This window comes from Roseiconus nitratireducens (genome assembly GCF_008629675.1).
Taxonomy (GTDB): Bacteria; Planctomycetota; Planctomycetia; order Pirellulales; family Pirellulaceae; genus Stieleria; species Stieleria nitratireducens.
Genome location: NZ_VWOX01000002.1, coordinates 482,794 through 500,450 on the forward strand (window position 1 = coordinate 482,794; position 17,657 = coordinate 500,450).

12 protein-coding genes are annotated in these 17,657 nt (G+C 59.8%); 3 read left to right on the top strand and 9 right to left on the bottom strand.

Translation table 11 applies throughout. The features are described 5' to 3' along the window. Positions 1-15 precede the first annotated feature (15 nt). Both FYK55_RS04435 and FYK55_RS04440 read right to left on the bottom strand, forming a co-directional pair. Entirely contained in the window at positions 16-264 is a 249-nt protein-coding gene (locus FYK55_RS04435; RefSeq protein WP_150075154.1) for a (2Fe-2S)-binding protein, read from the bottom strand. Then, positions 261-1,448 carry a M20/M25/M40 family metallo-hydrolase gene (locus FYK55_RS04440; protein ID WP_150075155.1) on the bottom strand — a complete coding sequence of 396 codons (1,188 nt, stop codon included), beginning with the start codon at positions 1,446-1,448 and terminating at the stop codon, positions 261-263. Before FYK55_RS04440 ends, FYK55_RS04435 begins: the two co-directional genes overlap by 4 nt. Before the next feature lie 198 nt (positions 1,449-1,646). On the opposite strand from FYK55_RS04440, the gene rlmN reads away from it, so the two are divergent. Then, positions 1,647-2,759 (top strand): 23S rRNA (adenine(2503)-C(2))-methyltransferase RlmN, encoded by a 1,113-nt coding sequence (gene rlmN / locus FYK55_RS04445; protein WP_150075156.1) that lies wholly within the window; start codon positions 1,647-1,649, stop codon positions 2,757-2,759. Positions 2,760-2,777: 18 nt separating this feature from the next. Here rlmN and FYK55_RS04450 read toward each other — a convergent pair whose 3' ends face one another. Further along, positions 2,778-4,034 carry a glucoamylase family protein gene (locus tag FYK55_RS04450; RefSeq protein ID WP_235908411.1) on the bottom strand — a complete coding sequence of 419 codons (1,257 nt, stop codon included), beginning with the start codon at positions 4,032-4,034 and terminating at the stop codon, positions 2,778-2,780. Between the two features lie 1,085 nt (positions 4,035-5,119). On the opposite strand from FYK55_RS04450, the gene FYK55_RS04455 reads away from it, so the two are divergent. Further along, positions 5,120-5,374: a hypothetical protein gene (locus FYK55_RS04455; RefSeq protein ID WP_150075157.1), complete on the top strand. Its 255-nt coding sequence runs from the start codon at positions 5,120-5,122 to the stop codon at positions 5,372-5,374. 123 nt (positions 5,375-5,497) lie between these two features. Beyond that, on the top strand, positions 5,498-7,468 hold the full coding sequence (gene mdoH, locus FYK55_RS04460) for a glucans biosynthesis glucosyltransferase MdoH (protein WP_161604305.1): 1,971 nt from the start codon (positions 5,498-5,500) through the stop codon (positions 7,466-7,468). Positions 7,469-7,606: 138 nt separating this feature from the next. On the opposite strand, the gene FYK55_RS04465 is transcribed toward mdoH, so the two are convergent. The 6 genes from FYK55_RS04465 to FYK55_RS04490 all read right to left on the bottom strand — a co-directional run bounded on the left by FYK55_RS04465 (position 7,607) and on the right by FYK55_RS04490 (position 17,366). Continuing rightward, positions 7,607-9,127, bottom strand: a complete 1,521-nt coding sequence (locus tag FYK55_RS04465; protein ID WP_150075159.1) for a carboxypeptidase M32 — start codon at positions 9,125-9,127, stop codon at positions 7,607-7,609. 80 nt (positions 9,128-9,207) lie between these two features. Further along, positions 9,208-10,734 (bottom strand): AI-2E family transporter, encoded by a 1,527-nt coding sequence (locus FYK55_RS04470; RefSeq protein WP_235908412.1) that lies wholly within the window; start codon positions 10,732-10,734, stop codon positions 9,208-9,210. A gap of 190 nt (positions 10,735-10,924) precedes the next feature. Continuing rightward, positions 10,925-11,722 carry a DUF6690 family protein gene (locus FYK55_RS04475; RefSeq protein WP_150075161.1) on the bottom strand — a complete coding sequence of 266 codons (798 nt, stop codon included), beginning with the start codon at positions 11,720-11,722 and terminating at the stop codon, positions 10,925-10,927. A gap of 144 nt (positions 11,723-11,866) precedes the next feature. Beyond that, complete coding sequence (locus tag FYK55_RS04480; protein ID WP_150075162.1) at positions 11,867-12,886, bottom strand: C-terminal binding protein; 1,020 nt, start codon at positions 12,884-12,886, stop codon at positions 11,867-11,869. A gap of 106 nt (positions 12,887-12,992) precedes the next feature. Next, on the bottom strand, positions 12,993-14,330 hold the full coding sequence (locus FYK55_RS04485; protein ID WP_201743629.1) for a DUF1501 domain-containing protein: 1,338 nt from the start codon (positions 14,328-14,330) through the stop codon (positions 12,993-12,995). A gap of 141 nt (positions 14,331-14,471) precedes the next feature. Next, complete coding sequence (locus tag FYK55_RS04490; RefSeq protein WP_161604306.1) at positions 14,472-17,366, bottom strand: PSD1 and planctomycete cytochrome C domain-containing protein; 2,895 nt, start codon at positions 17,364-17,366, stop codon at positions 14,472-14,474. Positions 17,367-17,657 lie beyond the last annotated feature (291 nt).

Consider the following 17,657-nt stretch of genomic DNA (forward strand, 5'->3'; position numbering starts at 1 on the left):
GCGTCGCTCAGGAAGTCAGGAAGAGCGTTCGCGATACTGTTCGCGTGCCTCGGCGTAGGATTGCGCATCCGGCAAGGTTTCAGACTCCGGCGACTCCGAACTCCACAACTGCTCCAGATAGGGACGACACCAACCGCACCCCGTTCCCGCCCCGAAGCAATCCGACAATTGCGATACGGCCCGTGGGCGGCGGGTGCGAATGAACTGCACCAACTTGCGTCGACGCACCCCAAAGCAAAGGCAAACGATTTGATCGTCGTTCATGATGGCCCGTGAGAACCGATCAAGTGCGTGGCGATTCGGCACGCGTCGAAATAGTCAGGGATCTGCAGCCGTTCATCCGCGGTGTGAATGTTTTGCTGTCCGCACCCGACGGTGACGGCGTTGATTCCGTGCTGGGCCAGCCAATTCGCATCCAAGCCTCCGCCGGCCAACTTCTGGTAGGGTTCTCGCCCCAACCCGCGGATGGCATCCTCCAGAGCGTCGACCGAAGGATCGCCCTCCGGCAACCGGAACGCCTCGTAATCCACGTGCGAACGGAACTGACATTCACCGCCAAGGCCTTCGGCGTTCTGTACCGAGGCGGCAGCGGATTCGAATGCGGATCGCAATTCCGACACGATCTTGGTACGCATCGCCGGGTCGTGACTCCTTGCTTCGGCGCGCATCACGACCGCGGGCGTGATCACGTTGGTTGCTTCACCGCCTTGGATGACACCGACGTTGGCCGTCCCCACTCCTTGCTCTTTTTCGACTCGCCCAAGCCAACCTCGCGCATCCAGATCGGCAATGGCCCGCGCCGCCATCACGATCGCGCTGGCCCCGTTTTCCGGTGCCACACCGGCGTGGGCGGGGATGCCGGTCAGCGTGATTTCCATCCGCTCACCACCGATTGCACCGATGGTGACTTTCTCAACGGGACCACCGTCGAAGTTGAACGCGCGGTCAACCTTGCCGATTCGGCTGACATCCAAGTGCCGTGCCCCTTCCAGACCGACCTCTTCCTGGATGAAGAAGGCCAGTACGGCGGGCGGCAGCGAGTCTCCGCCGTGACGCAGCCGAGCAATCGCGGCGGTCAGAATCGCCGCACATCCGCTGCGGTCGTCGGCCCCCAGGCCGGTTGCACCGCGGCTGCGAACCTGATCGCCATCAACGTAGGGTTCCGATCCGAGACAAATCGGGACGGTGTCCATGTGCGCGCTCAGCAGCGTCCGCGGGCCGTCTCCGGATCCTGGAAGATGGACGATCAGGTTACCGCAGTTGCCGGCAATCCGCGTTCGCCGCTCCGCCCCGTCGAACTGCAGATGATCTGGATCCAGGCCGGCATCGACCAGTCGATGCACGATTTCATCGGCGACGTCCTTCTCCTCGCCACTCCGGCCGCGGATCGCCGTGAGCGCCAAATATCGTTCCAGGGCTTCGGATTCGTCGACTTCGAAATTCTTCATCGGAACGTTAAACTGCAGGATCGAAAAGAGGTCCGGGGGGCGACGCGGGGCCGCATCGGAACGGATGTTTAAGATTACGACGTTTCGCCTGGCGTTGTCGAGTCCGCCCCCCGCCGTTTCCCGCCCTCGCCACGAGTCCGCTCCGCTCGACCGGTAGGTCCTCGGTCGCCCTTCCCATTTAACCGCATCTGATCGCTCGTGAGTCTTCCCGTCATTGGATCGTCGACCGCCGCAGACGCCGCCCCTCGGCCCGCGGGAAAACGCCACTTGCTGGATTGTTCGCTGGAACAGTTGCAACAATGGCTGGTCGACCAGGGGCAACCCAAGTTTCGTGCCAAACAGATCTTCGGATGGGTGTACGAAAAACGCCAGCCAGATTTTCAGCAGATGAGTGACCTGCCGAAAGGGTTGCGGGATCTGCTGGAGCAGCATTTCGACGTCTTCCTGGCCAGCGAAGCTGCCGTTCAGACCAGCCGGGACGGGACGGACAAACTGCTGGTGCGGTTGGCCGATGGTGGCGAAGTCGAGTGCGTTCTGCTGCGAGATGGGAACCGGCGAAGTATCTGCGTCAGCAGCCAAGTGGGCTGCGCGATGGGATGTGTGTTCTGCGCCAGTGGTTTGGACGGCGTCGACCGCAACCTGACCCGGGGCGAGATTGTCGAGCAGATGCTGCGGCTGCAGGCGCGGCTCGGCGAAGGCGAACGGCTGAGCCATATCGTGATGATGGGAATGGGCGAACCGCTGGCCAATTTGCAGAACGTCCTGGGGGCATTGGACGCGGCAAAAAGCCAAGAGGGATTGGGGATCAGCCCCCGCCGCATCACGATCAGCACCGTTGGACTGCCGCCGGCCATCGATCGGCTGGCGGCCAACGGAGTCCCCTACAATTTGGCGGTCAGCCTGCATGCCCCAAACGAGGCGCTGCGGGACCAATTGGTCCCGGTCAATCGCAAGATCGGTATCGATGCCGTGTTGGACGCCGCCGATCGCTACTTCGACGCCAGCGGAAGGCGATTGACTTTCGAGTACGTGCTGTTGGGCGACGTCAACGATCGTCCCGAGCACGCCCGCCAACTGGTCCAACGATTGCGCAAGCGGACCGCGATGTTGAACGTCATTCCCTACAACCCGGTTGCGGGGCTGTCCTACCAGACGCCGACCAAGTCGGCGATTCAAGAGTTCCGTCAGATCTTGGAGTCCGGCGGAGTGAATGTGAAGTTCCGGCAACGCAAGGGTGATGAAATCGATGCCGCCTGCGGCCAGCTGAGACGAAACCGCAAACCGGACTCGGAATCGTCACCAACCGGCTGAATCCATCCGGCAGGGACTTTACGCGGTTTCCGCTCGCGGGGTGAAGCCCAAGCGGTCGATCGCGTTCTTGGCGACCGGATGCTTCATGAACGCATCCCAAACGCTCTCGCGCATCAGGTTCTCGGCCATCAGCAGGCTGATCCCGGTGTCGATCCCCACCACGTCGGGACCGATCCATCCGGTCGCCGGGTTGAACGCGTTGGTGAACCCGTAGCGTCCGAAAATCGCGTAACCGTACATTTCAAATTGGTGACGCAGCGTTTGCAACGCCAGCTTGGGAACCATCGGCAACGCGCCGGCCGCAGCGCTGGGCACGACCGTCCCATCCATCCCGCGTGCCGGTTCAAAACAACCGTCCCGGTAGGGGCCGCCCCAGTCGCGATAGCCGCTGGCGCTGTCACTGCTGGTCACGCCCCACAGAGATTGGTCGTAGTGGCCGAATCGGTCCGGGTATCGCTGTCCCAAACCTTTCAGGTATTCGATGTGCGCCCGATGCGCGAGCACGGAGTTTTGCCACGGATCAAAATCGTCCGGCAGCACCCAACGGCGAAAATCGAAAAAGGCGTGTGAGTACTGGTGAACAAACAGCGGAGCGTAGGTCACAAACGGTTGACCGTTGCAATGCAACGTCTCCGAACGGTTCCAGGCGTACCAACATGCGGGGTCAATCGGCGAACGACGAGCACCAATGGCAATCAGTAGCATCACCATCAGCTCGCTGTAGCGATCCCAACGCGATGACAAAAATCCGTCTTCCGGCGTCCACCCCATCGACAACGTGTCAGATCCGTTCAGCATCCACTGCCAGTCAATCCGATCGATCAATTGATCCGCCAGCTCCGCGATCCGGCCGCCAAAGACCGACCCGGCAACCATCGCGCCGGCGGCAGCAAGAGCCGTGTCGATCGAGGAAGCTTCGCTACGCCAACTTCGACGTCCCGTGCGCCGATCGACGAAGTGATAGAGAAAACCACGTTCGTGTTGAACCTTGTCCACCAACGTCCGTAACAATCGCTCGCAGCGTCGCCCAGCATCCTCAGGCGACTCCCAACCGTTTTGCATCCCAACCGCGTAGGCAGCCAACCCGAATCCACACGAAGCAGAACTGGCAACCCGATAACGGTCCGCAATTTTTCCGTTGCCAGAATCCTTGAGGGGCGCACGGTCCGGGATCAGACCCGACACGCCATCGGCGGCCTCACAGAAGAAGCGGTAGCAACGCTCCTGCATCAAGTTCAACAACCGCGACTCCGCGTCGCCTGGTCCATCTGACAACAAACCATCCACCTGTTTCGATACCAAAACACGCCCGGTGGCATCCTCTCGGTCCCCCGCCATCGAAGCTTGATCCGGACGGCCCCGTAGAGCAAATGTCGCGCCCGCACCGGCGAGCGATGACAAGAGGAAGTGGCGGCGATGCATCCGGACTCTTTCCGTGTGCGAGGCGAGGGAACGATGCCGGGCCTTTGGAACGACGTGCGTCCGTTCGGTTCCGGCGGATGGAAGGCAGTTCGATGGGGCGGGGGGATCGGCGCAGCGAATTCGCGATGCGTCGCGGTAAAGCGACCGCGGTGCAACCACAACTCGCGAATTGCCGACCGATTGCGGAATATAGCCCGCCTCTAGAGACACCAAAAGGCCATCATCCTTCCTATACGCTCAGTTCGGTGCGTCGGTTCCCGGCAACCGCAGTGCTGCAGCCAGCCCCGCAACCAAACTCTAGCCCGCACTACGGTATCCCTCGCGAAAAACGACGCCGCCCCCCGCTTCTGAGCCATGCCCCGCCTGCCACACGGCCGCGACGAAGTTCCGCACGTCGCTGCTGCGGAACTGCTGTCGCTGTTGGTAATGGGTCGCGCTAATTGCTGGGCCGCACGTGGAAACGATCCTTCGACCAACACCGAACTCGGGTGGGGTTGCAACCACCGCAGACTGATGGCCGGGCGCACGCGACGGACGTCGGCGAGCAGAGAAAGGACATCGACCGTTGCAATCGATGGAAGGACCGCGGCCGATCCGGTGGTGCACGAAAACCGTCCTCTCCTGAACGATCTTCGAGCAGGCGCGAAACGGCAGGATTGGGCCTGTCATGGTCCCGCGAAAAAAGATCACGAAATCCAAACATCGCTAGGGGCGGATTGCGATCCAAAAATCCGCGGCAGCGACTGATGTCGTGCCCGCTAGCTTTTTCATGTTGATCCGATCCGTCGACAGATGCCGACGGATCCTTATGGTTCGATCAGTCGGCACACCGATTGCCAATTGCGCTTCCGCTGTGCAGAGCTCGACGATCATCAGCGAGTTTGCTCGGTCTCTTCTCTTCGTTGTTTCTTTTCACAACCTGTACCCAGTTGAAACACATGAACACGCAAAACGATTTGCAAACCATTGCCGACACGGATGTGGCCGTCAGTGTGAACGCCTTACCGGAATCGGTTTGGCGCTTACCTGAAATGAAACGTGTGGAGATGGGTCATCCCATCGAACTTCGGCTGATGGGGCCATTGCGAATGGAATGGTACGCGGACCAATGGAAGATGATGGCGGAACGCTTGCGGCGTGTCTTCTCTCCAAGCGGCGTCCTAACGCTGACTCGAGACGCAACCACCGACTGAAGATCGTTTCCGTTTTCGTCCAATCAATTCCGCGCGTTGCACTGCGCGTGGACCGAACATCTGTTGTAAACCCCGTCGATCGGACCTTCGCGTAAGCTCCGACCGTCGATGGAGAATCTACCGATGCGCGCAGAACGTGTCTTTGTCTTTGCCGTTACCCTAACCGTCTCCGTCGCCGCGTTGATGATGTATCAATGCGTGTTGCGAGCGGATAGCCTGGTCAGTCCGATGGAGTGGGTGTCTGCCGTCTTGTTCGCGATCCTCGCGGTGTGGCTGTCCTTTTCGCTGGCCATTGCGATTCTCGGGTTCGTGTCATTGTTCCGCGACCGAATCACGATTCAAAAACAGGAACGGTTACCCAATATCGCTCCGCCGGATCCAAACAAGCGGACCAGCGTCTTGGTGCCGATCTACAACGAGTCGACCAGCGACGTGTTCGCGGGCGTGGAGGCGATGTATCGGTCGTTGGCGGCGACGGGCATGAGTGACCGATTCGATTTCTTTGTCCTCAGCGACTCCCGCGAAATCTCGATCTGGTTGGCCGAAGAGGCAGCCTGGAAGAAGTTGGTCGCCCGATTACGGCGTGAGTTTCCCGAAAGCCGGTGCGGAGTTCATTACCGTCACCGCAGTAACAATGTGGCTCGCAAAGCCGGGAATATCTCGGAGTTCTGTCGCAAGTGGGGCAGCCACTACGACTACATGATTGTCCTGGACGCCGACTCGCTGGTCGAAGGCGAGACGATGCTGGCGATGGTCCGCCGAATGGACCGTGACGATCGGTTGGGGATCTACCAGGTGCCGCCGGTTCCGATCGGACGGGATTCTCTGCTGGCCAGGATCCAGCAATTCTCAAGCGACGTCTATGGCCCGATCTTCACGGCCGGGTTTTCTCGGTTTTCCGGCCCGGACGCGAACTACTTTGGTCACAACGCCATCCTCCGAATGGCGCCATTCATCAAGCATTGCGAACTTCCCCGATTGCCGGGTGAAGCGCCGCTGGGAGGTGAAATCCTCAGCCACGACTTCGTCGAAGCCGCCTTGATGTCGCGGGCCGGTTACAAAGTCGAAATCGCGGACTCCCTGGGCGGCAGCTACGAGGAATGTCCGACGACGCTAGGAGATTTCGCGAAACGCGACCAAAGGTGGTGCCAAGGCAATCTTCAACATGCCTTCCTGTTGATCAGCGAAGGTTTCCGTCCGCTCAGCCGACTTCATTTCTTGACCGGAGTGCTTAGCTACTGCGCATCACCCATTTGGATCTTGTTCCTGGCCACGACCCTGGTGATTGCGTTCGGCACTGAGGCAATCGGTCAGCCCTGGCCCGACTATGGTCTCGCATTGTTTGTCGCAACCATGGTGGTGCTGGCCACGCCGAAACTACTGGCTCTGGCGATTTGCTGTCTCGACCGACCGGCGATGCGGCAACGAGGCGGGTTCTTTGCGGTTCTCACCGGAGCCGTCACCGAAACGTTGATCTCCATCCTGATGTCTCCCATCATGGCGCTGCACCACACGCGTTTTGTCGGTTCGAACCTGGCCGGCTTCAGCGTGTCGTGGGATGCCCAACAACGCGGAGAACATGGAATCACCTGGCGCCAGGCGTTCGCCGAATCGCGTCCCGCCCTGTGGGTGGCCGCCGGGCTGACCCTCTTGCTGTCCATCGGGGCACCGCATCTGCTTCCCTGGTTCGCTCCCATCCTATTGGGGTTGTGGTTCGCACCGGCGCTGACCGTGTTGATGGGAAGTGCAGCGGTTGGCAGGCGTCTGAGACGTTGGAACGTTTTGCGAACGCAATTCGAAACGTCTCCACCGGCAATTCAGCGACTGCGCGATGAAATCTTTGACCGAATGAATCACGACTCGGCCGTGCAACCAGAGACGGCTTTGACCTTTGAATCCGTCATCCGCAGTCACGACTGGATCGATTTTCACGCGGGATTGCTGCAATCGACCGAGACTTCATCTCCGGCCGACGACCAAGCAAGGCGAATCGCGAATTCCATTCGGTTGATCGGCCCGATTGAAGACATTCCGCCGACCATCCAATTTCAATTGCTGTCAGACCACGAATTACTACTGTCCATCCGAAATTAGCCTCGCGTCAGCCGCGTAGCACCAAGCTCTGTCTGAATGCGAGCAGCTACGCTCGCCAGAGCGTGGCTTTCCGACGTCGGGCGACGGCTTTGATCAGGTTGACCGTTGAATCGCGGTCGGGGGCAGCCGACGCAAGCTTCAAAGACCGAACAGCGGTGTCAATTTGGACTCCAGGTAGTCCATCAGATGGTCCGCGGAGAGTTCGTCGCCGGTGGCGTTCTTGATCAACTCCGCTCCGCTGTAACAGCGTCCATGTCGGTGAACACGCTCGCACAACCAATGCAGCAGGCGTTCAAACTCGCCGCGGGAAAAGTCGTGTTCCAAATCCGGCATGTCGGTCACCGCGGCCGCATACAATTGTGCCGCAGCCAGATTTCCCAGCGTGTATGTCGGAAAGTAGCCAAACAATCCCGCACTCCAGTGCACATCCTGGAGCACTCCTTCGGCATCGTTGCTGGGCTGAATCCCAAGACAGCGTTGATACTGTTCATTCCACGCCATCGGAAGCTCGTCCACCGACAAGTCACCGGAGATCAGTGCCTGTTCCAGTTCGAACCGGATCAAGATGTGCAGGTTGTAAGTTGCTTCATCCGCTTCCACGCGAATCATGCTGGGACGCACGTGATTGACCGCAAAGTACAACTCGTCCAGCGAGACCTCATCCAGTGCGTCCGGGAACGCGGATTTGGCCGACGGATAAAGCCACTTCCAAAACGGCAGGCTTCGCCCGACCTGATTCTCCCACAATCGTGATTGCGATTCGTGGATCCCCAACGACACGTAGCTGCCCGGTGGAAGACCGAACCAATCGTCGCGGAGCCCCTGCTCGTACATTCCGTGACCGGCTTCGTGTAACGTGCCGAAGAATCCCCCCGGGAACCAATTGGCTTCGTATCGGGTCAGGATCCGACAGTCCTGGGGACCCAAGGTGGTGCAAAACGGATGACTGGTTTCGTCCAAGCGTCCCCGGTCAAAATCAAATCCGACCGCGTGGGCGATTTGCGCACTGAATCGGCGTTGAGCATCGATGGGGTATTCGCGGCTGAGAAGTTCGACGCGCGGCTGCCGAGGCGCGTCGGTGATCCGTGTGATCAAGTCGGTCAGTCGCTGTTTCAAGTCGGCGAAGACCGGCGTCAAGGCAGCGACTGAGGCCCCCGGTTCGTACTCGTCCATCAACGCTTCGTAAGCACTGGAGGATGTTCCCTCGGCCAAACGCTGTCCGACATCGCGTTTGAGCGTGATGATCTGTTCCAGGGCGCCGCGAAAATCTCCGAATCGATCGTTCTTTCGCGCCGCATCCCAGGCTTGTTGACCTCGCACGGTTGCCACGCTCAACCGCGCAACCAGATCGACCGGCAGCCGGCTGTCCCGACACCAGTCGCGATGCAACTCCCGGATGGTGGTGCTGATGTCACCATGCGGGTCCTCGTCGTCCAACTGGTCCTTCAGCGTCGCCAGAGCTTCGCCGTAAGCGGCGCCCGTCTTCAACGCATGCGCTGCCGACCGCAATTCTGCCACCTGGTCGGCGCGGTACTCTCCCGCTGCAGCGGGCATGCCCGTGCGTTCGTCCCACTCCAATGCATCGGCGGATGAGGTGTACAGCGCCGCTTGACGCATTCGCTGGCAAACAGTTTCAAAAGTGGTCAGATCAACGGTCATTGCATCGAAGTGGGTGAAGTCCCAAGGAGGTCACGCGGAAACGGTCTCCGCACCGATCAAGTTGTTGGCCGAAAAACCGGCTATCCCGCGGCCGGCGCCGCGTTCCTTTCCGCGCGTTCATCGGTCGTCCCGGTTGCATCATCATCCGGCGAAGCCATCGAATCCACTCGGTCGCGGGATTCAAGTTCATGGTTCAAGATTTCCAGCAACGTCTGTAAGAACACGACGACCATCGGCCCGATCAAGATTCCGATCGGGCCGAATACGGGGACACCGCCGAGCACGCTGAGCAGAGCAATCAACGGATGCAATTGAGAGTGGCCGTGCAGAATGTAGGCCTTGATCACGTTGTCGATCGACGAAACGACAACCGCTCCGTAAATGGCCAACAGAATCGCGACACCGTAGCGTTGTTCGACGGCGCCAATGTAGACCGCGCAGGGGAGCCAAACCGAGGCCGCCCCGAGAAAAGGAATCAACGCCATCACGGTGGTGATCATGAACAGCAAGATGATGGACTGCAGGCCGCACAGATAAAACGCAATGGTCGCGAGCAGACCCTGAATCACCGCGCTGAGCACACTTGCCAGCACCACCGCCCGACTCGTTTTCTCAAATTCACCCAACAGTCTCAATTCATAAGCATCATCCAGCGGGCTCAAACGCATCAGCGTTCGAATCATCGCGGGTCCATCGACCAGGAAAAAATAGATCGAAATGACCATGATCAGCATCCCGATCAGCAGCTGAACCAGGAACTGACCCGTGGCACTGGTGAAATTGACAAAGCGCGGTTGCAGGTATTCACGCACCGCCCGCACCGTCAACGCCACATCGCGTTCGCTGGGATTGGTCAATAGCTTCGCTTGCGTTCGAAAGGATCCGCCCAACTTGGCGTTGATCCAGGCTCCAATGGCTGCCGAAGCCACCACCGACTTCCGGTGAAACTCTTCCTCAATGGCGATCCGGTCGACCGGAGTTTCAGACTGCTTGGAGTCGCTCAACTCTTGCGCAATCTCCCGGAACTGGCTCAGCTGTTCCATGGCAGCCTCGCGCTCGTCATCGGCCGTGACGGCGCCGTCGACATTGCGATCCAGAAAAACGATCAACTCCCTCGCCTCGGCAATCTCCAACAACACGGTGTTGGGATTCTTCACGTCATCAAGCTTCGCGATCAACTCGTCCAGCCGGCGAAAACGATCTGCATGTGGCAGGTTCAGCCCCAATTGAACGCGTCCTCGGTCCAGTGCCGACTTCAAATCATTCAAGTCGGTGCGACTGACCAGCCCGGTCAGTTGACCGATCGCGATGGACACCAACAGTCCCACGGGGACCAGGACAATCGCCAGAATCACACCGGTTGTCCCAGCGGCAGCCAGAGATCGCCGGCCCTTCAAGCGTTTGAGGAACCATTCGTTGACCGGACGAAAAATCACCACCAACGCTGCCGCCATGAACAGGGGAATGAAAAACCCCACCATGACTTTGTAGAACAAGAGCCCAACGACCAGAATCCCCACCAGCAGCATGATCACCGAAGTGATCCGCGAGAGGGACGGCAACTTGCCGGCGAACAATGGGCTGGCGGACACCGGGCTGGCGGACATCGTTTCGTCCGTGGCGGAGTCTCCCGGAGTCGTTCCGTTCGGTTCCGCAGAAGAGTTGGCAGACCCCGATTCCGCCTCGGATACCGGATCGGAAGCAGAGGATGAGTCCGATTCACCTGGAGTTTGGGACGACACTGGTTTCACACCACCGGACTTCTTGCTGCGTTTTCGCCGTGACATGTTGGGCAGTCTACCACCGACCGGTGTGGTTGTCCGAGGCCACGATTTGTCTCGCTTCGTCGCTGATTCCGTACGCCAGGTTGGGCTCGTTGAGCTCCAAAAACACGGTGTACTTTTGGTGCACCGCGTCGCTGTAGACGACAGGAGCTCGAGTCAGACGCATGAAGTGTGTGGGGCGTCCGTTCCAGCGTTTGGTAAACACTCCGGCATCCAGCGAGGGCTCGCGCTGCAGACCGTAGTGCGCGACCATCAACCCGGCGAATCGCGACGGATCTCCGGTAAATCCGTGAATGGTCAGGCGTTGCAGGCGGCCCGACTTGTCAAAATAGTAAGTCAGGGTGCCGGCGAGGTCGTCCGCCCGAATTCCGGTCACGATCGGGACCCGCATGCCTTCCAGTTCCAAATTGGCCAGGACGGTGCTGACCCGCGAGAACCGTTGGATCACCCAATCCGCCGTGATGTCGAACCGCAGGACTTCCCCCAGATCTCCGACGTGGTATCCGCTTAGCGTGGGCATGGCGTTTGGGTCGGCCGGGATCGCCCCAAGTTTTCGCGCCAAATTCTCATCGTAGCGATAGCGTTCCGGATCCAACCGGCGCAACTGCTCCACCTCGTACAACGCATGATGTGCGTAGTCGTCGCCAGTGGCCGGCGGCAAGGCGGCGGACGGCTCAACCGTTGCATCCCCACTGAATACGGAACTGACCTGGGAAACGGCATTGCGCCCCATCTCCGTCTCCGTGGCCACGTAGGGCCCCAAAGCGGTCGCAGCGATCAATCCGGTGATACGAATCGGATAGGTATTCATGGTCGACATTCTCTCGATCTCGAGGGGCACACTAGGTCCTATTTCGGAGCGCGCTTCCACGAAACTTTTCCGATCCCTACGGATTAACGATCGGGAGCAACCTAGCGATCGCACCGCCAGGCAATCTGTCGGCCAACTCAGAAATCAACGACGCGTGTTGACCGGCGCGTTGACGCAGTTCCGCAACGGCTCACCCAACAGCCCCCGCAGGACTTCCTGGGCGCCCTTGGTTCGGAACTCGGCGCATCCTTCTTCGCAATAGAAGGCGGTGTGGGGATTCAGCAACAAGCGATCGTGGGCCGGATGCGTCGGATCGCGCCAAGCCGCCAGGACCGGGCTGTCAGGCTCCGGCGGTTCCTGCTCCAGCACATCGATGGCTGCACCGGCCAAGTGGCCTTCACCGAGCGCGGCAATGACGGCCGCCGTATCGACCACGCCGCCCCGCGAAGTGTTCACCAGAATGGAACCCCACGGCATTTCACGGATCTGCGGTCCGCCGATCATCCCCCGTGTTTCAGCGGTCAGGGGGCAATGCAAACTGAGGATGTGTGAGGCGGAAAGCAATTCTTCCAGCCGATCAAAGCGCTCGACCCCGAGCGCTTTATCGATGCCGTCCGGCAGGTAGGGATCATAGAAAGCGACGTCCATCCCGAAAGACTTTGCCCGCAGCGCCGCGGCGGTACCAATGCGTCCACACCCGATGATCCCGAATCGCCGACCGCGAAGCCGCCACAGAGGGGCCGCTTGATCGACGTTCCAATCCCCAACACCCCGCTTCAACCTGCTGTTCAGAAAGTGTGATCCTCGCGCCAATGAGATCGCCATGGAAACTGCCGAGTCCGCGACTTCTTCGGTCCCGTAATCAGGAACATTGCAAACGGGAATGCCTTGAAGGCGAGCCGCTTCAATATCGACTCCGTCGTATCCGACCCCCGGCCGGACGATCACACGACAACGCTCCAGACGTTTGATGGTTGCATCGGTGAAACGAAAGTAGTGGTAAACCATCACCGCATCGGCATCTTCCACCTTTCCCTGCAACTCCGACTCCGACATCGCTTGCAAAGCCACCACGTCGGCAACGCCGTCCAACACCGACCGTTCGTATTCCAGTGGTTCGGTGATCAAGTCGGTGATGACCACTTTGAAACGAGGACTTGTCATTGCCGTCGGTTTCCGCCGGTAACAGGGGAGAAGCTTGCCGCCAAGATCCGCCGAACCCGCTCCAAGCGCCCTGTCCGGTGCGGATCGAAAAGGGCGCTTGCCAAAATCACGCCAACAGGTCGCGGATGACCCGACCATGCACGTCGGTCAACCGAAAATCGCGTCCGGCATATCGGTACGTCAACCGTTCGTGATCGAAGCCCAGCAGATGAAGCATCGTCGCATGCAGGTCGTGCACTGAAACCGGATTCTCCACCGCCCGAAAACCGAACTCGTCGGTTGCGCCGTACACGGTGCCTCCGCGGATACCGCCCCCGGCCAGCCACAGGGAGAATCCCCAGTGGTTGTGATCGCGTCCCTGCGAGGCGCCGGCACCGTTTTGTCCCAATTCAACCGACGGCGTTCGCCCGAATTCCCCGGTACACAGGACCAGCGTTTGGTCCAAAAGTCCGCGGGACTTGAGATCCATGATCAGTGCCGCCAATCCCTGGTCGCACTCTCCGGCGACGCGACGGTGTTCGTTCGCGATGTTGGCATGGCTATCCCAAGGCTGCCCACCACCGTGCCAGGTTTGTACGAAACGCACGCCACGCTCGACCAACCGCCGAGCAATCAAGAGCTGACGGTTTTGCGGTCCGTCGCCGTAGAGTTTCAGAATCGATTCGGGTTCCTGGCTGACGTCGAACGCGTCGGTCGCTTCGACCTGCATCCGGTAGGCCAGCTCAAACGAACGCAAACGCGCCTCCAACGCCGCTTCCCCGGGCCGGTCGGCGAGATGCCGCGCATTGAGCTGCTGTAAGAATTCAAACTGTTGCCGCTGCTGATCCTCCGGCATTCGCCCATTGCGGACGTTTCGAATCAACTGAGTCGGATCCTGCTGGGACGTGTCGACGTGGGTTCCCTGGTAGACGCCGGGTAAAAACGCCGATCTCCAATTGGCGGCGCCCCCGACCGGCATGCCACCGGGACACAGGGCAACGAACCCAGGAAGGTTTTCATTCTCACTGCCCATCCCCCACGTCAGCCAGGAACCGAAGCTGGGCCGGACCAGTCGCTGGTCGCCGCTGTTCATCAGCATCAGCGACATCTCATGGTTCGGCAATTCGGCGTGCATCGATCGCACGACGGCCATTTCATCGACACACTGGGACAGATGGGGAAACAGATCACTGACCGGAATCCCGCTTTCCCCGTGTTGCTTGAATTGAAAGGGGGACGGCAGCGCCACGCCCGTTCGCCGCTCGGTTTGCAGATTGTCAAACGGCAGCATTTGTCCGCCCCGGCGCGTCAATTCGGGTTTCGGATCGAACGTGTCGACCTGGGACATTCCGCCGTTTAGAAAAACATGGATGACATGTTTGGCACGGCTCGGAAAATGGGGTTCGACCCCAGCAAAACTTTGGCGCGATAACAGATCAGCCAGGGCCAGAGAGCCGAATCCCATGCCGCAACGTTGCAGGAAGTCCCGCCGGCCGAACGAAACCGGATCCGCCGCGCGAGCAGCACCTTGCCGATGATCCATCGCCGACGGATCGGGCATCGGACCAGCGTTTCGGACTTCGTGGTTCACGTTGCGATTCCTTGATCAATCAGTAAAAACAAATTCGTTGGACGCCAACAACACGTGGGCCAACTGCTGCCAGCCCGCGTCAACCTGCCCGCCCGAGTCAATCTGGTCGTCCCCGCCGGCGATCGAGTTGGCCGCCCGAACGAACTGCAAAGACGACTCCAATTCCTGATCGGTTGGACGCCGAGAGTAAGCCCGTCGGTACATCCACCGAACCCTTTCGGCCGGTTCGGATGCGACCTCTCGTGATGCCAAGACCGCGAATGCGGCCGCCCGATCTTGAATGAATTCGGAATTCAACGCAAAGAGTGTTTGCTGCGGAACGACGGTTTCGGGCCGCTTGGCGGTGCAAGCACTGGCATTGGCACCATCGAACGTGCTGGTCAAGCTGGACGGAACGTCTCGATTGATAAACCCATACACACTCCGTCGCGGTACCGTCGGCCGGGCCAGAAAGTCAAACGGACGTCCACCCGTCGCCGTCGTGTCCAGTTCCCCGGAAACGGCCAACATCGCATCCCGCATCGCTTCCAAATCAAGCCGTCGTCGCGGCATCCGCCACAAAGATCGATTGTCAGGATCGTTGGAGCGAGCGGCAGGTCTCTCCATCGCCGCCTGACGGTAGGCGCGAGACAGCAAAATGCGCCGGTGCAACGACTTGATCGACCAACCGTCTTCCACCAAAGCGTTTGCCAGGTGATCGAGCAGCTTCGGGTGCGTGGGAGACTGTCCGCGTGTTCCAAAATCATCCGGGGTTCGAACCAGTCCTCGTCCGAAATGGTGCAGCCACACCCAATTGACGATCACGCGGCGCGTCAACGGGTTGGACGGATCCGTGATCGCATTGGCAAGTGCCAGCCGCCGCCGACCGGCGGGGAATGCTGGCGGATTCCCGGACGCCAGCACCGTCAAGAAATGAGGCTCAACCGGATCTCCGCGATCCACCGGATTGCCTCGGCGGAACACATGGAAGGCTCCCGGATGCTCTTGTTCACTCAACAACATCGGCCGGGGCGGCGAAGCTGGATGGGTCAAATGCAGGTTTTCGATCGCTCCTTCTTTCCCACCCAGGCTGTCACGGACCGTGCGATTGAGAAGCCGGGCGGCGAGCTCGTCCGGCATCACGGTCGGTGTCCCCGGCGAATACAAGTGACGCCGCAGTTGGGAATCGATGGCACTATTGATCGTGGCGTGCCGCTGATCCTGATCGGTCACGATTTCTCCATCCACCGCGGCTTCTTCGGAGGCGGCCAACAGAGATTTCAACCATTCCCGGTGGACGTCGGCGAACAAATGTCCGTACCCAGCAGCCAACTCGGCGAGGTTCTTTGGGGCTCGGTCCTCCAGCATTTGCAAGACCCGCGGATTCCAGCGCGGCGCCACGGTCCCCAACTCCCAAACCTTGGCGAAAGTCGCAGGATCGCCATTCTGCTCTCGCATCCGCTGCAGCAACTCCTGGCACGCTTTGCCGAAGTCCCCCGATTCCACCTCTCGCAATTGCACCCACGGACCAAACACAGGATCCTCCGAAGGCATCTCCAACAGATACTCCCGCCAGCGATTGAGCACGCGGGGCCGTTGGTCATCCGTCCGGTATGACAAAAAGGCGGAAGAGAGGTCCTGTTCGGTGGCCCCCTCGGCAATTTCAGTCAAGTACATTCCCACCTGCATGCGCAGTCGACTTGCCATCACGGCCGTCTGGTCCCGGCGTGAATCCTCGAAGCGAGTCCGGCGGAGTTCCAATTCGTTCCGATACTGTTCGTATTCCGGCGTCGCCGGCGGCGGCCCCAAAAGAGGCGGCTGTTCCGGCCGTTGGCTGCTGGCAAACGTTGCATACAGCGCGTAGTAGTCTGCCGTCGGAATCGGATCGTACTTGTGGTCATGACATCGGGCACATGCCACCGTCAGCCCCATCAAGCCTCGCGTCACCACATCGATCTGGTCATCGATCACATCGTGGGGGTTTCGGTACTGCATCCCGATCGTCAGGAAACCGAGCGCCGCCAAGGCGGGATCGTGCTCATCCAAGCCCAACTGGTCGGCCGCCAACTGTTCACGAATGAATTGATCGTAAGGCAGATCCTGGTTGAACGCTTGAATGACGTAGTCGCGATACGTGTACGAGTAGGGAAACTTGGTGAACCCGATCGCACTACCGCCATGCGTATCGGCGTAACGAGCCAGATCCAACCAATGACGTCCCCACCTCTCGCCGTAGCGGGGCGAATCAAGCAGCCGATCGATCAGCTTGGAATAAGCCTCTGGAGATTCGTCGCGGACGAATTCCTGGACTTCTTCCCAACGCGGTGGCAATCCGGTCAGGTCAAACGTGACACGCCGGATCAAGGTTTGTCGGCTGACCGTTTCACTGGGCGTCAGGGACTGTGCTTCCAGACCGGCTTGGACAAAGTCGTCAATCGTCGATTCTTCCGAATCGCGAATCGGCGTGAACGCCCAATGAGTGTCATAGTTCGCCCCTTGGCCAACCCATCTTCGCAACAACGCAATCTGATCGTCCGACAAACGCTTCTCCGACTCCGGCGGAGGCATCCGCAACTGGTCGTCATCGGACTCGATTCGTTCAATCAGCGTGCTGGCCTGCGGGTCGCCGGCGACGACGACCTCCTGGAGAGAGTCACCCGATTGATCGAGCCGCAATCCGGCCTGCCGCTGGCTTTCGTCCGGACCGTGACAGTGCAGACAGTGCTCCGCAAAGATCGGTCGGATTTGGTCGTTGTAGCGAATCGGTTCGTCGCCGATCGGATCGGCCGCAGCCACACCGGCGGAAACACCGATCATGAACATAGCGACGACGGCACCCTGCAAACCGATCTGGCCAAGTCTGCCAAGCTGAATCTCGAAGGCCGCGCGGACCAGACGTGAGGCGTTGCAGCGCGGTGAAATCCGTGCCATGCGGTGCTGGGCGCGAGCGTTCAAAGTGCTTGTTCTGGGCAGACGCATCATGGGCTCAACGATGGCCGGTTGCAGTCGTGCCGGTGCGGGCACGCGCTGGTTTGCGAGCCTCTGGGACTTTGGACTTCAAGGCCGAAGATGCCAGAGACAAATCGCGGTGCCGGCTTTGGCGGGGTGGGGAACGTCATTCGAGGGCGGGAACTGCATTCTAACCTTCCGGAACGGCCCGTTCGCAACAACCCACCGGTTCGATTTCCAGATTCACATTTTTCAGCCTGGTCTTCGCAGCAA

Bases quoted from the DNA above. Each gene is read 5' to 3' on its own strand.
- FYK55_RS04435 (WP_150075154.1), bottom strand. From the start codon at position 264: ATGAACGACGATCAAATCGTTTGCCTTTGCTTTGGGGTGCGTCGACGC.
- FYK55_RS04490 (WP_161604306.1), bottom strand. From the start codon at position 17,366: ATGGCACGGATTTCACCGCGCTGCAACGCCTCACGTCTGGTCCGCGCG.
- FYK55_RS04475 (WP_150075161.1), bottom strand. From the start codon at position 11,722: ATGAATACCTATCCGATTCGTATCACCGGATTGATCGCTGCGACCGCT.
- mdoH (WP_161604305.1), top strand. From the start codon at position 5,498: ATGCGCGCAGAACGTGTCTTTGTCTTTGCCGTTACCCTAACCGTCTCC.
- FYK55_RS04485 (WP_201743629.1), bottom strand. From the start codon at position 14,330: ATGGGATTCGGCTCTCTGGCCCTGGCTGATCTGTTATCGCGCCAAAGT.
- FYK55_RS04455 (WP_150075157.1), top strand. From the start codon at position 5,120: ATGAACACGCAAAACGATTTGCAAACCATTGCCGACACGGATGTGGCC.
- FYK55_RS04440 (WP_150075155.1), bottom strand. From the start codon at position 1,448: ATGAAGAATTTCGAAGTCGACGAATCCGAAGCCCTGGAACGATATTTG.
- FYK55_RS04465 (WP_150075159.1), bottom strand. From the start codon at position 9,127: ATGACCGTTGATCTGACCACTTTTGAAACTGTTTGCCAGCGAATGCGT.
- FYK55_RS04470 (WP_235908412.1), bottom strand. From the start codon at position 10,734: ATGTCCGCCAGCCCGGTGTCCGCCAGCCCATTGTTCGCCGGCAAGTTG.
- FYK55_RS04480 (WP_150075162.1), bottom strand. From the start codon at position 12,886: ATGACAAGTCCTCGTTTCAAAGTGGTCATCACCGACTTGATCACCGAA.